The sequence below is a fragment of the Phreatobacter sp. AB_2022a genome (assembly GCF_026847585.1).
Lineage (GTDB): Bacteria > Pseudomonadota > Alphaproteobacteria > Rhizobiales > Phreatobacteraceae > Phreatobacter.
Genome location: NZ_JAPSET010000086.1, coordinates 1 through 12,788 on the forward strand (window position 1 = coordinate 1; position 12,788 = coordinate 12,788).

Genomic DNA, 12,788 nt, shown 5'->3' on the forward strand with positions numbered 1-12,788 from the left:
CGCAGCACGGCTGATCGAACGCACGGAGGCCGCGCTCGCCCGGCTCGTTCTGCTGCAGGCGGCCTCGCTGCCCGAGGCGCGCGATCTTGGCCGGCCGGAGCTCGCGCCGCAGACCTGGATGGAACTGCCGGTGCGCATCGGCCAGGCCACCGCCATGGTGCCGTTCCAGATCGGCCGCGACCGCGGCGAGGACGACGCGCCGGCCGCCCGCGGCGCCGCACCGCCCGGCGGCTGGGTCATGCGCTTCTCGCTTGCGGCCGAGCCGCTCGGGCCGGTTCATGCCGCGGTCCGCTGGCGCGACGGCCATGTCCGGGTCCAGCTCTGGGCCGAACGCGACGGCATCGCCGCCCGGCTCGACGAAGCCCGCACCGCGCTGAGCGACGCGCTGGAGGCCTCCGCCTTCACCGTCGACCAGCTGACCATCCTGGCTGGCCGGCCGGCCGAGTCCGGCCTTCCGCCAGCCCAGCCGCGCCTGGACCGGCGCACATGAGCGACCGGCCCGAGACGAAGCCGGCGCTCGCCGTCGCCCTGGAATACGAGCATGGCCTGGATCAGGTGCCGCGCGTGACGGCCAGCGGGCGCGGGCCGATCGCCGAGGCGATCGTCGCGACCGCCCGCGAACACGGCGTCGCCATCGAGGGCAACCCGCTGCTCGCCGAGGCGCTCGCCGGCGTCGAGCTCGACCAGGAGATCCCGGAAGATCTCTACCGCGCGGTCGCCGAGGTGATCGGTTTCGTGCTGCGCGCGGCCGGCCACCTCAGGTAGCATGCCCTCGCGTCAGGGTGGCTGTCGCCAATACACCGATTGTGACACTGTGGCCATTGCGGTGGCGCGCGGAATACGCGCTAATGCAGAACGTTAGAAGAAACGGAGGGAGGATGTCATGACGACCATCGCGGCGCCGAACCGCCCCTGGACCAAGTTCTATCCACCCGGCATCCGTCCGACCATCGACGAAGCGCCCTATCCCTCGCTCGCCGCCATGGTGCGCGCCATCGCCCGCACCTATTCGACCCAGCCAGCCTTCTCGCTGTGCCTGCCGAACGGCATGGGCGGCACGCTGACCTTCGCCGAGGTCGACCGCCTGTCCGACGCCTTCGCGCTCTATCTGCGCGAGCAGCTGCAGCTCAAGCCGGGCGCGCGCGTCGCGCTGCAGATGCCGAACGGGCTGGCCTTCCCGATCGTCGCCTTCGGCGTGTTCAAGGCCGGCTGCGTGCTGGTCAACATCAACCCGCTCTACACGGCGGACGAGATGGGCAAGGTGTTCGCGGATGCCGAGCCCGACTGTCTCGTCGTCATCGACATGTTCACCGACAAGCTGCCGGCCGCCTTCGCCATCCACAAGGTGCGCCATGTGGTGGTCTGCCGCATCACCGAATTCATGCCCTGGCTGCAGGGCACCATCGTCGGCTTCGTGCAGAGATACAAGGACAAGTCGGTCAAGCCGGCGCCGGTCGCCCACACGACCTTCCAGGCCGCGCTCGCCGCCGGCGAGGCGCGCCGCAGCACAGCCGACGTCCTCGGCTACACGAAAGAGCTCAATCTGGAGTCGCTTGCCTGCCTGCAGTATACCGGCGGCACGACCGGCGTCTCCAAGGGTGCCATGCTGACCCACGGCAACCTCGTCATGAACATGGCGCAGGCGCTGGAAATGGTCGGCGGCAACATCGAGAAGGGCACGGGCGTCATTCTGACCGCGCTGCCGCTCTATCACATCTTCGCCTTCACGGTGAACATGCTGGGCTTCTGGTATCTCGGCGCCCACAACGTGCTCATTCCCAATCCGCGCCCGCTCGCCAACCTGCAGAAGGCCTTCGAGAAATATCCGATCAGCGCGATCACCGGGGTCAACACGTTGTTCAACGGCCTGAACAACGAGGCCTGGTTCAAGGACAACCCGCCGCGGCACCTGAAGACCGCCTCGGCCGGCGGCATGGCGCTGCAGGAGGCGGTGGCCAAGCGCTGGCTGGAGGTCACCGGCACGCCGGTCATCGAAGGTTATGGCCTGACTGAATCCTCGCCCGTGCTCTCGTTCAACCCGATGGGCAACGAGCGGCTCGGCACGATCGGCATTCCCGTGCCGTCGACCGATATCCGCTGCGTCGACGACGAGGGCCGCGAAGTGCCGCTCGGCGAACCCGGCGAGCTGGTCGCCCGCGGCCCGCAGATCATGGCGGGCTACTGGAAGAAGCCCGAGGAGACCGCCAAGACCATCCGCGACGGCTGGCTCTATACCGGCGACATCGCGACCCAGGACGCCGACGGCTTCTTCCGCATCGTCGACCGCAAGAAGGACATGGTGCTGGTCTCCGGCTTCAACGTGTTCCCGAACGAGGTCGAGGACACGCTCGCCAAGAACCCCGCCGTGCTGGAGGTGGCAGTGGTCGGCGTGCCCGACGGCGCCGCCGGCGAGGCGGTCAAGGCCTTCATCGTCAAGCGCCCGGGCGCCGAGATCACGGCCGACGAGGTGCGGGCCTTCAGCCGCCAGCACCTGACCGCCTACAAGGTGCCGAAATTCGTCGAGTTCCGCGACGAGCTGCCGAAATCGAATGTCGGCAAGATCCTGCGCAAGGACCTGCGCGCCGAGGAACTCGCGAAGCGGGCGAGCGCCTGAGCCGAATGGCTGTCATGAGGCCGGCGGGCCGCAAGCCCATAGCTCCCCGGATCGAACCGCGCTAGCCTCCGGCGAACCGCCGGAGGCGACCATGCACGACGACCATGAAAGCGGCGATGCCCACGGGCATCACCACGACGATCACCACCATCATCATCACGATCACGACCACAGCGAGCTCTCGCCGATGGACGCGCGGGTGCGCGCCATCGAGACGGTCCTGATCGAGAAGGGCTACGTCGACCCGGCGGCGCTCGACCTGCTGATCGAGACCTATGAGACCAAGGTCGGCCCGCACAACGGCGCCCGCGTCGTCGCCAAGGCCTGGGCCGATCCGGCCTTCCGCCAGCGGCTGCTGACCGACGCCACCGCCGCGATCGCCGAGCTCGGCTATGTCGGCCGCCAGGGCGAGCACATGGTGGCGGTCGAGAACACGCCCGACACCCACAACATGGTCGTCTGCACGCTCTGCTCCTGCTATCCCTGGCCGGTTCTCGGCCTGCCGCCGGTCTGGTACAAGTCGGCGCCCTATCGGGCCAAGGCCGTGCGCGACCCGCGCGGGGTGCTCGCCGATTTCGGCGTGACGCTGCCCGAAGGCAAGGCCATCAAGGTCTGGGATTCGACGGCCGAGATCCGCTACCTCGTGCTGCCGGAACGGCCGGCCGGCACCGAGGGCTGGAGCGAGACGGAGCTTGCGACGCTGGTCAGCCGCGACTCGATGATCGGCACCGGCCTTGCCGGGGCGCCGGAGGCGGCACGATGAGCGAGACCACCCCGACGCCCTATGTCACCCATGCCGATCTCGGCGGCCGCGCCGGTCTCGGGCCGGTCGTGCCCGAGACCGACGAGCCCTGGTTCCATGCCCCGTGGGAGAAGCGCGCCTTCGCCCTGACCCTGGCCATGGGCGCGACCGGCTCCTGGAACATCGATCAGTCGCGCGCGGCCCGCGAGCAGCAGCCCGGCTATCTCGGCATGAGCTATTACGAGATCTGGACCGCCGGCATGGAGCGGCTGATGCTCGAACGCGGCCAGATCACCGCCGAGGAGATCGAAACCGGCCATGCCGCCACACCGCCGAAGCCGCTCGCCCGCAAGCTGATGGCCGCCGATGTCACCGCGACCCTGGCGCGCGGCGGCCCGAGCGAGCGCCCGGTCGCGGCCGGACCGCGCTTTGCCGTCGGCGACCGCGTCACCACCCGCGTCATCGCCTCGCCGACCGGCCACACCCGCCTGCCGCGCTATGTCCAGGGCAAGACCGGCACGGTCACCCATCTGCATGGCGGCCACGTCTTTCCGGACGCCAATGCCACCGGCGCCGGCGAGGCGCCGGAATGGCTCTACACGGTGCGTTTCGCGGGGACCGACCTGTTCGGGGCCGAAGGCGATCCGGCAAGTTCGGTCTCGGTCGATGCCTGGGACAGCTATCTGAGACCGGCATCATGACGGCGTCAGCGACACCGGCGATCGCACCGGCCGATCTCGCGGCCCTGCCCGACATTCCCTGCGACGCGGAAGGCCCGGTCTTCCGTGCGCCCTGGGAGGCCCACGCCTTCGCGCTGGCCGTCACGCTGCACGGCAAGGGCCTGTTCACCTGGCCGCAATGGGCGGAGACGCTGTCGGCCGAAATCCGGCGCGCCCAGGCCGCCGGCGATCCCGACACGGGCGAGACCTACTACCAGCACTGGCTGAAGGCGCTCGAGCGGCTCGTCGTGTCGGGCGGCGTCGCCACCGTCGACGAACTCGACGCGACGACCGAAGCCTGGCATCGGGCCGCCGAGGCGACACCGCACGGCCAGCCGATCGTGCTCAGGCGGTGAGGCTGGATCGCTCGCGCGGTCCCCACGGCAACCGGTCGCCCGAAAGCAAACGGGCCGCCCCGAGGGGCAGCCCGTTCGACGCAGCTCGCTTCGCCGATCAGTAGCGGGCGACGATCGGCGCGCCGCCGCCGGTGCTGAACAGGTAGTTCACGCCGACGCGGAACTTGTGGGTCTCCAGACGGATGCCCTGGGTCGTCTCGGTCTGGCCGTCATAGTTGAACGTCAGGCCCTTGCTGCCGTAGTTGGCATAGAGATACTCGGCGCGGGCGGTCCAGTTCGGAGCGAAGGCGTGCTCGACGCCGGCGCCGATCGTCCAACCCACGCGGTTGTGCGAGGCGCTGACCGTTTCCGTCAGGCCCGGAGTGGAATTGGTCGCACGCACCGAGAGATCGGTGAAGGCGACGCCGCCCGTCACGTAGAACAGGGTGCGGTCGACGGCGAGACCGAGGCGAGCGCGGACCGACGCATCCCAGTTGGTCTGCCAGCGGCCGGTGACCGTCTCGCCGGCCTCGGTGAGGCTGGCCGAACGGCGCACGCCGAAATAGCCGAAGTCGCCTTCGACGCCGAGCACGACATTGTTGACCTGGTAGTTGTAGCCGATCTGGCCGCCGCCGACGAAACCGCCGCCGCTGCCGGGCAGGAAGCCCTCGGACCGCGTATTGAGGTTGGTGTTGGCGAAACCGTAGCCGGCGTTGAGACCGACGTAGAAACCGGTCCAGCTGTGCACCGGGGCGAGAACGGCCGCCGGCACCGCGACGCGGCGCGAGCCGAGATCGGCGGCGGTGGCAACCGTGGGCAGGGCGACGAGCGCGGCGGCGGCGATGAGCTTCTTCATCATTTTATCCATAAGGGCGAGCGTGTTGGTCCGTATTCGAACCCGTTTGTACGTATTCCGACTCGCCCCGGCCGAATAGCGCTCGACAAAGCGACTTTCGAAGATAGTGCGTGTGTTGCTTTTGCGACACATCCGGAGGTAGCACAAAGGTCGTTCCGCGGAACGGTCGAGACTGCCGCCCGGCCGGGCATATCGCCAGACCAGGCGCCGCTTTCGGGCCACGTCTCATTGGCGCCGGAAGGTTGCCCTACCCTTCAGAATGCAACCCGCAGAACGCAAAGCCAGAGCTTGCACGTCGCTTCACGGGGGCAAAAACATGCCGCTATGGAACCTTGGCTTCCTGTTGGGGAGCTCGTGCCTGCGAACAATGGCCGCGCATCGTGAGGGATCTGCAAGGGCCGTCCCCATGCCTCGACCAAAGGCGGCGCGGTGCGTTCTGCGCCACCGCGCCGCCAAATATCGCGGCTGGCGCCCTTACGCGTCGACGGTCGCGTTGAGCGCGTTTTCCTGGATGAATTCGCGCCGCGGTTCGACCACGTCGCCCATCAGCTTGACGAAGATGTCGTCGGCCTCGTCGACCTCCTTGATCTTCACCTGCAGCAGCGAGCGGGCATTGCGGTCGAGAGTCGTCTCCCAGAGCTGGCTCGCATTCATCTCGCCGAGGCCTTTGTAGCGTTGCAGCTTGACGCCGCTGGCGCCGGCCTCCTTGACCGCCTCGAACAGCGCGATCGGCCCGGAGATCGGCTGTTCGCCGCTCTTGCGCCGGAAGGTCGCCGGCCGGTCGTAGACCTCGCCCAGGCTCTTGCTGTGCTCGTCGATGCGCCGCGCCTCGGCCGAGGACAGGAGCGCGGCGTCGAGCACCGCGACCTCCTTCACGCCGCGCACCGTCCGGCTGAACATGTAGGACTGGCCGTCGAAGGCACCCTCCCAGCCGCGCTCCATCTCCTCGGCGATGGCATCGAGCCGCGCCGCGGTCCTGGTCGCGATCGCTGCCGCCCGTTCCGGATCCTTGATCGCCTCGAGATCGAAGGCGCCGGCGATCGCCGCCTGCTCGACGACGGCGCGGTTGTAGCGGGAATGGATGTTGCCGATGAGGTTCTTGATCTGGCGCGCCTCGTCGACGATCGCGGCGAGATCGGCGCCGGCACGGATCTCGCCCGAGCCGAGCGCCAGCACGGCATCCTCGAGCCCGCCCATGGTCAGATAATCGTCGAGGGCGCGCTCGTTCTTGATGTAGGTCTCGCTCTTGCCCCGGGTCACCTTGTAGAGCGGCGGCTGGGCGATGAAGACGTGGCCGCGCTCGATGATCTCCGGCATCTGGCGGAAGAAGAAGGTGAGCAGCAGCGTGCGGATGTGCGAGCCGTCGACGTCGGCATCGGTCATCAGAATGATCTTGTGATAGCGCAGCTTGTCGGCGTTGAACTCCTCGCGGCCGATGCCGGTGCCGAGCGCGGTGATCAGCGTGCCGATCATTTCCGACGACAGCATCTTGTCGAACCGGGCGCGCTCGACATTGAGGATCTTGCCGCGCAGCGGCAGCACAGCCTGGAAGGCGCGGTCGCGCCCCTGCTTCGCCGATCCGCCGGCCGAGTCACCCTCGACGATGAACAGTTCCGACTTCGCCGGATCGCGCTCCTGGCAGTCGGCGAGCTTGCCGGGCAGCGAGGCGACGTCGAGCGTCGTCTTGCGCCGGGTCAGTTCGCGCGCCTTGCGCGCCGCCTCGCGCGCGGCGGCCGCCTCGGCCACCTTCTGGACGATGGCCTTGGCTTCGGTCGGATGCTCCTCCAGCCAGGTGCCGAGCGCTTCGTTGACGACGCTCTCGACCACCGGGCGCACCTCGGAGGACACGAGCTTGTCCTTGGTCTGCGAGGAGAATTTCGGATCCGGCACCTTCACCGAGACGATCGCGGTCAGGCCTTCGCGGCAGTCGTCGCCGGTCAGCTCGACCTTTTCCTTCTTGGTGATGCCGGAGACGCCGGCATAACCCGTCACCTGGCGCGTCAGCGCGCCGCGGAAGCCGGCAAGATGCGTGCCGCCGTCGCGCTGCGGGATGTTGTTGGTGAAGCAGAGGACGTTCTCGTGGAAGCTGTCGTTCCACCATAGGCCGACCTCGACCGTGATGCCGTCGCGCTCGGCCTTCAGCATGAGCGGCTCGCCGATCAGCGCTGTCTTGTTGCGGTCGAGATAGCGGACGAAGGCCTCGATGCCGCCCTCGTAGTGCAGCTCGACCCGCTTCTCCTCCGCATGGCGCAGGTCGGTCAGGATGATCCGGACGCCGGAATTGAGGAAGGCGAGCTCGCGCAGGCGATGCTCCAGGGTGGCGAAGTCGTATTCGACCATCGAGAAGGTCTTGGGCGAGGCGAGGAAGGTCACTTCCGTACCGCGCTGGCCGTTGGCCTCGCCGAGCACCGCCAGCGGCGCGACCGGCTCGCCGTCCCGGAACTCCATGAAATGATGCTCGCCGCCGCGCCAGATCGACAGTTTCAGCCAGGTCGACAGCGCGTTGACCACCGACACGCCGACGCCGTGCAGGCCGCCGGACACCTTGTAGGAATTCTGGTCGAACTTACCGCCGGCATGGAGCTGGGTCATGATGACCTCGGCCGCCGACACGCCTTCGGTGCTGTGGATGGCGGTCGGGATGCCGCGGCCATTGTCGCGGACCGTCACCGAACCGTCGGCATTCAATGTCACGTTGACGGCCGTCGCATGGCCGGCCAGCGCCTCGTCGATGGCGTTGTCGACCACCTCATAGACCATGTGGTGCAGGCCCGAGCCGTCATCGGTGTCGCCGATATACATGCCGGGGCGCTTGCGCACCGCGTCGAGGCCCTTCAGGACCTTGATGCTGTCCGCGCCATATTCGGCTTCCGGGACATCGATGCGAGCGGATTCAGCCATGGTGGGCAGGTCTCCAAGAACGGTCGCGAGGCCACGGTGTCGTGCCCACGCGATTCGGTTCGCAGTGTAGCGGGAGATGTTTATATAGTCCCTCGCGCCTGCGCGCGCGAGGGCGCGGGCGTTGAGAACAAAAGGCCCGTGCAACGACGGGATATGGCGCCAGGGCCTGCCCGTTCAGGCCGAAAGCAGCGCCTGAATGTCCTCTCGCGGGTGCGAGGTCAACCCCTTCGGGATTTCCAGGCTGATCCGCCGCGCAACCTCGGGATGCAGCGCCTTGCGCAGGACACCGAGCACCCGGGGCGGCGCGATCAGCACCAGCGCCTCGAAACGGCCGGCAAGCGCATAGTCGCGCAGCGCCCGCGCGATATCGGCCACGAACCGCTCCTCGCCGAGCCGGTGCCAGTCGGTCTCCTCCATCGCGCTGCGCCGCGTGCCGCCCGGGCCAACGGCGCGGCCAGGCCGGTCGGTGCCCTGTTCACGCGTGGCCGGATTGTCGTTGGCCAGCACCTCCTCGACGACCAGGTTCGGCCGCATGGCATGGCCCCGGTTGCGCAGGAACAGGGCCTTCTCCCCATCGCCGACCAGGATGAGGGCGTCGTGCGGAACTTTGAAATCGGGCATGTCGCTCGCTTCCCCGTTTGGGGGCTGAACCGCTCACCGCCGGTTGCGTTCCCTCGTCCCTTGATCGTCCACGACGCGCCTTGCGGCCGTTGGTCGCCTGCGGCAGGCGCGATTGTCACGTGCCGGCCCGGCCGGTACGGGCTATCTTCGCCAGCGAATCGCCTGTTTCCGGCGACATGGTCGTGTCGCCCGAAAGATTTGCCGGACCAGATCGGAGGCCCGACATGCACGCCCCCAGCCGCCGCACCGTGCTCCTCGGCGCGGCGTCGCTCGCCAGCCCTGCCCTCATCGGTGAAGCCCGCGCCGCGACCTTCGCCGCCTACGTCCAGGGCCTCTGGCCGCAAGCCTCCGCCGCCGGCATTTCCCGCGCGACCTTCGACCGCGCCTTCGCCGGCGTGCAGCCCAATCCGCGGGTCATCGAGCTGTCGCAGCGCCAGCCGGAATTCCGCAAGACGCTCGGCGACTATGTCGACCTGCGCACCTCGAACAAGCGCGTCACCAACGGCCGGGCCGCGTTCAGCGAGCACCGTGCGACCTTCGCCGCGGTCGAAAGCCGCTTCGGCGTGCCCGGCGAGACGGTCTGCTCGATCTGGGGCAACGAAACCGCCTACGGCACCTTCCGCGGCGATCACTACGTCATCCAGGCCATGGCGACGCTCGCCCATGCCGGCCGGCGCAGCGCCTTCTTCCAGAGCGAGCTGATCGCGGCGCTGCGCATTCTCCAGGCCGGCGACATCGCGCCCCAGGCCATGATGGGCTCCTGGGCGGGCGCCATGGGCTACGTCCAGTTCATGCCGTCGAGCTTCCTGCGCTTCGCGGTCGACTTCACCGGCGACGGCCGGCGCGACATCTGGAACTCGGTGCCCGACGCCATGGGCTCGGCCGCCAACTATCTCAGGCGCAACGGCTGGACCCCGGGCGTGCCCTGGGGCTTCGAGGTCCATGCGCCGGGCCTGCCCGGCAACCGGGCAAGCCGCCAGTCGATCAGCGCCTGGGCGGCGAACGGCGTCGCCCGCGTCGGTGGCGGGCCGATGAGCGGCGGCGCCCCGGCGACGCTGTGGAAGCCGGCCGGCGAAGGCGGACCGCATCTCCTACTGACCAGCAACTTCAACGTCATCAAGCGCTACAACAACGCCGATTCCTATGCGCTGGCCGTCGGCCATCTCGGCGATCGCATCAAGGGCGCCGGCCGCTTTTCCAAGCCGTGGCCGCCGGGCGAAGGCGGCCTCGTCCATGCCGAACGCGAGGAGATCCAGCGCCGGCTGAACCAGCTCGGTTTCGACCTCGGCGACCCCGACGGCATTCTCGGCGACAAGTCGAAGGCCGCGGTCCGCCAGATGCAGTCGCGCTTCGGCATGCCCGCCACCGGCGAGGCCGACCGCGCCTTTCTGGAGCGTCTGCGCCGCGGCTGAGGCGGGCGCGACCAAGCGCCGCGACCCGCGTCGCCGGCCCCCGCGATTCCGGCCGCAATATCAAGGACCGCGGCAAGGCCGGGCGGCAGTCCCCACGGCCGCCGACAGAGCCCGGTTGAACCGATTTAACGCTTCGTTCACCATCGCCATTGTTCCACTGGTTCTTCGGCGGGTTCCACCCGGATCGGAGGCGACTGGCATGGCTCGTTCCCATCACACCCGGCATGGCCTGGCGGCGCTCGCGCTGGCGGCGCTGGCGAGCCCCCTCGCCGCGCCGGCCCCGGCGGTTGCCCAGGACGGCGGCTTTTCGGCCTGCATCCAGGCGCTGAGGCGCGACGCCGCCCAGCGCGGCATCGGCCCCCAGGTCTTCGAGCGTGCGACGCAAGGCCTGTCGCCCGATACCAGCATCCTGCGGCTCCTCGACGCCCAGCCGGAGTTTTCGCGTCAGCCGTGGGACTACATCAACGGCCTGGTGGCGCCGAACCGGATCGCCGAGGGGCGCCAACTGCTGGCGCGGCATCGCGCGGTGTTCGACCGGGTCGAGCAGACCACCGGCGTGGACAAGCACATCGTCGCGGCGATCTGGGGCATCGAGACGAGCTTCGGCCGCTCCAAGGGCAATACGCCGGTCGTCCGGGCGACCGCCACGCTCGCCTGCTACGGCCGGCGCCAGGACTTCTTCCGCGGCGAGTTCCTGGCCGCGCTGCAGATCCTCTCGCGCGGGCATATCCCGCAGCAGCATTTCCGCGGCTCCTGGGCCGGCGCCTTCGGCCACACCCAGTTCATGCCGTCGACCTTCCTGCGCGCCGCCCGCTCGGGCACCGGCTCGGCGCATATCGACATCGTCGATTCCGTCGCCGACGCCATGATGTCGACCGGCAATCTCCTGCGCGAGGAGGGCTGGGCCGCCGGCCAGGGCTGGGGCTACGAGGTCCAATTGCCGCCGGGCCTCAATCTCGCGCTGGCCGGACGCGACCGGCCGCAGACGATCGCCCAATGGGAGGCACTCGGCGTCAGCCGCGTCGGCGGCCGCGGCTTCCCGCGGCGCGGCGACCAGGCCTTCCTGCATCTGCCGGGCGGCGCCCGCGGACCGGCCTTCCTGATGCTGCCGAATTTCCGCGTGATCATGAAATACAACAACTCGGAAAACTATGCGATGGCGGTCGGCCATCTCGCCGACCGGCTGCGCGGCGGCGGCCCCTTCGCCCGGCCCTGGCCGGTGGGCGAACGCTCGCTGTCACGCGAAGAGCGCATCGAACTGCAGCAGCGGCTGACCCAGGTCGGCCTCTATTCGGGCAATGTCGACGGCAAGCTCGGCGCCGGCACCCGCGAGGCCCTGCAGCGCTTCCAGCAGCGCGCCGGCATGGCCGCTGACGGCTTTCCGACCTCCGCCGTCCTGCAGCGGCTGCGCCGGGGCGGCTGACCTTCCAGGCAGGCCGCCTGTCGCGCGGCTGCGCCGGGGCGGCTGACCTTCCAGGCAGGCCGCCTGTCGCGCGGCTGCGCCGGGGCGGCTGACCCGCCAGGCGGGCCTCTGTCGCGCGGCTCTGCCGGGGCGGCTGACCTCTCAAGCCGGACGCCTGTCGCGCCCCCGCCCCTTCGTGATACAAGGGGGGCTCCGGAGCCGGGGGGCCTCGGAACCGAAAAGGTCCTCGTGTGAAACGGTTCGGATCTGCCCTGGCCCTGATGATCCTTGCCGCCTGCATGGTCCTTGCGGGACGCGCCGCGGCGCAGCCGAGCTATTCGGACGACCGCTTTCCGCATCTTTTCGCCCCGCGTGACCAGCAGCCTCGGCTGTTCCGCCTGCCGCAGCAGCAGCCGACCATCCGCCAGGCCCCCGCGGTGCGCACCGCGCCGCCGCCCGCCGCCCCCGCCGAAGCCACACGCCCGCCGCATGAGCGCAGCCCCGCGACGGCCACCGGCGAGACCGGCCCCACCACCTTCGTGCTCGTGCTCGGCGACAATCTCGCCGAGTGGCTTTCCTTCGGCATCGAGCGCGCCTTCGAGGACGTGCCGGAAATCGGCGTCACCGACCGCACCCGCCTGTCCTCCGGCCTCGTGCGCTCCGAGTTCCACGACTGGCCGCGGCAGATCCCGGAGATTCTCGCCCGCGAGGCCAAGGTCGATTTCATCGTCATGATGATCGGCTCGAACGACCGCCAGCCGCTGCGGCTGGATCGCGAGAGCTTCGAGCCGCGCTCGGAGCGCTGGCGCGAGATCTACATCCAGCGCGTCGATGCCGCGATGCAGGCGCTGAAGGCCCGCGGCGTGCCGGTCTACTGGGTCGGCGTGCCGCCGTTGCGCGGCCAGCGCGCCTCGGCCGACATGGCCTATCTCAATGAGATCTTCAAGGAACGCGCCGCACGCAACGGCGTGACCTTTGTCGATGTGTGGAACGGCTTCGTCGACGAGCAGGGCCAGTATTCGCAGTTCGGACCGGATTTCGCCGGGCAGATCCGCCGCCTCAGGACCGCCGACGGCGTGCATTTCACCCAGGCCGGCGCGCGCAAGCTCGCGCTCTTCGTCGAGCAGGACCTGCGCCGCGATCTCATCGGCCGCATTACCCCGGCCGTGCCCGGCACGCCGCCGGG

The 12,788-nt window shown here is 69.2% G+C and carries 12 protein-coding genes; 9 read left to right on the forward strand and 3 right to left on the reverse strand.

Going from position 1 to position 12,788, the window contains the following annotated elements:
* From fliK to OZ671_RS31000, 6 genes are all read left to right on the forward strand, one after another.
* The coding region (gene fliK, locus OZ671_RS30975) for a flagellar hook-length control protein FliK (RefSeq protein WP_268864272.1) at window positions 1-490 on the forward strand (490 nt) is incomplete at its 5' end.
* A complete protein-coding gene (locus tag OZ671_RS30980; RefSeq protein WP_038307795.1) occupies window positions 487-765 on the forward strand; it encodes an EscU/YscU/HrcU family type III secretion system export apparatus switch protein in 279 nt (92 codons plus the stop codon). The genes fliK and OZ671_RS30980, both read left to right, overlap by 4 nt.
* Window positions 766-883: 118 nt before the next feature.
* Window positions 884-2,614 (forward strand): AMP-binding protein, encoded by a 1,731-nt coding sequence (locus OZ671_RS30985; RefSeq protein WP_268864273.1) that lies wholly within the window; start codon window positions 884-886, stop codon window positions 2,612-2,614.
* A 91-nt stretch (window positions 2,615-2,705) separates the two neighbouring features.
* A complete protein-coding gene (nthA, locus tag OZ671_RS30990) occupies window positions 2,706-3,377 on the forward strand; it encodes a nitrile hydratase subunit alpha (protein ID WP_268864274.1) in 672 nt (223 codons plus the stop codon).
* Window positions 3,374-4,057, forward strand: coding sequence for a nitrile hydratase subunit beta (nthB, locus tag OZ671_RS30995; protein ID WP_268864275.1), 684 nt, complete (start codon window positions 3,374-3,376; stop codon window positions 4,055-4,057). The genes nthA and nthB overlap by 4 nt, the downstream gene beginning before the upstream one ends.
* Window positions 4,054-4,431, forward strand: coding sequence for a nitrile hydratase accessory protein (locus OZ671_RS31000; RefSeq protein WP_268864276.1), 378 nt, complete (start codon window positions 4,054-4,056; stop codon window positions 4,429-4,431). Before nthB ends, OZ671_RS31000 begins: the two co-directional genes overlap by 4 nt.
* Window positions 4,432-4,528: 97 nt before the next feature.
* Here the strand turns inward: OZ671_RS31000 and OZ671_RS31005 are convergent, their stop codons facing one another.
* The 3 genes from OZ671_RS31005 to OZ671_RS31015 form a co-directional block, all read right to left on the reverse strand.
* The gene (locus OZ671_RS31005; RefSeq protein ID WP_268864277.1) at window positions 4,529-5,266 is read right to left on the reverse strand and encodes an outer membrane protein; all 738 of its coding nucleotides are present in this window, start codon (window positions 5,264-5,266) and stop codon (window positions 4,529-4,531) included.
* A 474-nt stretch (window positions 5,267-5,740) separates the two neighbouring features.
* On the reverse strand, window positions 5,741-8,167 hold the full coding sequence (gene gyrB, locus OZ671_RS31010) for a DNA topoisomerase (ATP-hydrolyzing) subunit B (RefSeq protein WP_268864278.1): 2,427 nt from the start codon (window positions 8,165-8,167) through the stop codon (window positions 5,741-5,743).
* Between the two features lie 174 nt (window positions 8,168-8,341).
* Window positions 8,342-8,788: a baeRF12 domain-containing protein gene (locus OZ671_RS31015; protein WP_038307813.1), complete on the reverse strand. Its 447-nt coding sequence runs from the start codon at window positions 8,786-8,788 to the stop codon at window positions 8,342-8,344.
* Window positions 8,789-9,012: 224 nt separating this feature from the next.
* On the opposite strand from OZ671_RS31015, the gene OZ671_RS31020 reads away from it, so the two are divergent.
* The 3 genes from OZ671_RS31020 to OZ671_RS31030 form a co-directional block, all read left to right on the forward strand.
* Complete coding sequence (locus OZ671_RS31020) at window positions 9,013-10,200, forward strand: lytic murein transglycosylase (RefSeq protein ID WP_268864279.1); 1,188 nt, start codon at window positions 9,013-9,015, stop codon at window positions 10,198-10,200.
* A gap of 199 nt (window positions 10,201-10,399) precedes the next feature.
* Window positions 10,400-11,623 (forward strand): lytic murein transglycosylase, encoded by a 1,224-nt coding sequence (locus OZ671_RS31025; RefSeq protein WP_268864280.1) that lies wholly within the window; start codon window positions 10,400-10,402, stop codon window positions 11,621-11,623.
* A gap of 230 nt (window positions 11,624-11,853) precedes the next feature.
* On the forward strand, window positions 11,854-12,788 hold a 935-nt coding region (locus OZ671_RS31030), incomplete at its 3' end, for an SGNH/GDSL hydrolase family protein (RefSeq protein WP_268864281.1).

Bases quoted from the DNA above. Each gene is read 5' to 3' on its own strand.
- OZ671_RS30980 (WP_038307795.1), top strand. From the start codon at position 487: ATGAGCGACCGGCCCGAGACGAAGCCGGCGCTCGCCGTCGCCCTGGAA.
- OZ671_RS30985 (WP_268864273.1), top strand. From the start codon at position 884: ATGACGACCATCGCGGCGCCGAACCGCCCCTGGACCAAGTTCTATCCA.
- nthA (WP_268864274.1), top strand. From the start codon at position 2,706: ATGCACGACGACCATGAAAGCGGCGATGCCCACGGGCATCACCACGAC.
- nthB (WP_268864275.1), top strand. From the start codon at position 3,374: ATGAGCGAGACCACCCCGACGCCCTATGTCACCCATGCCGATCTCGGC.
- OZ671_RS31000 (WP_268864276.1), top strand. From the start codon at position 4,054: ATGACGGCGTCAGCGACACCGGCGATCGCACCGGCCGATCTCGCGGCC.
- OZ671_RS31005 (WP_268864277.1), bottom strand. From the start codon at position 5,266: ATGAAGAAGCTCATCGCCGCCGCCGCGCTCGTCGCCCTGCCCACGGTT.
- gyrB (WP_268864278.1), bottom strand. From the start codon at position 8,167: ATGGCTGAATCCGCTCGCATCGATGTCCCGGAAGCCGAATATGGCGCG.
- OZ671_RS31015 (WP_038307813.1), bottom strand. From the start codon at position 8,788: ATGCCCGATTTCAAAGTTCCGCACGACGCCCTCATCCTGGTCGGCGAT.
- OZ671_RS31020 (WP_268864279.1), top strand. From the start codon at position 9,013: ATGCACGCCCCCAGCCGCCGCACCGTGCTCCTCGGCGCGGCGTCGCTC.
- OZ671_RS31025 (WP_268864280.1), top strand. From the start codon at position 10,400: ATGGCTCGTTCCCATCACACCCGGCATGGCCTGGCGGCGCTCGCGCTG.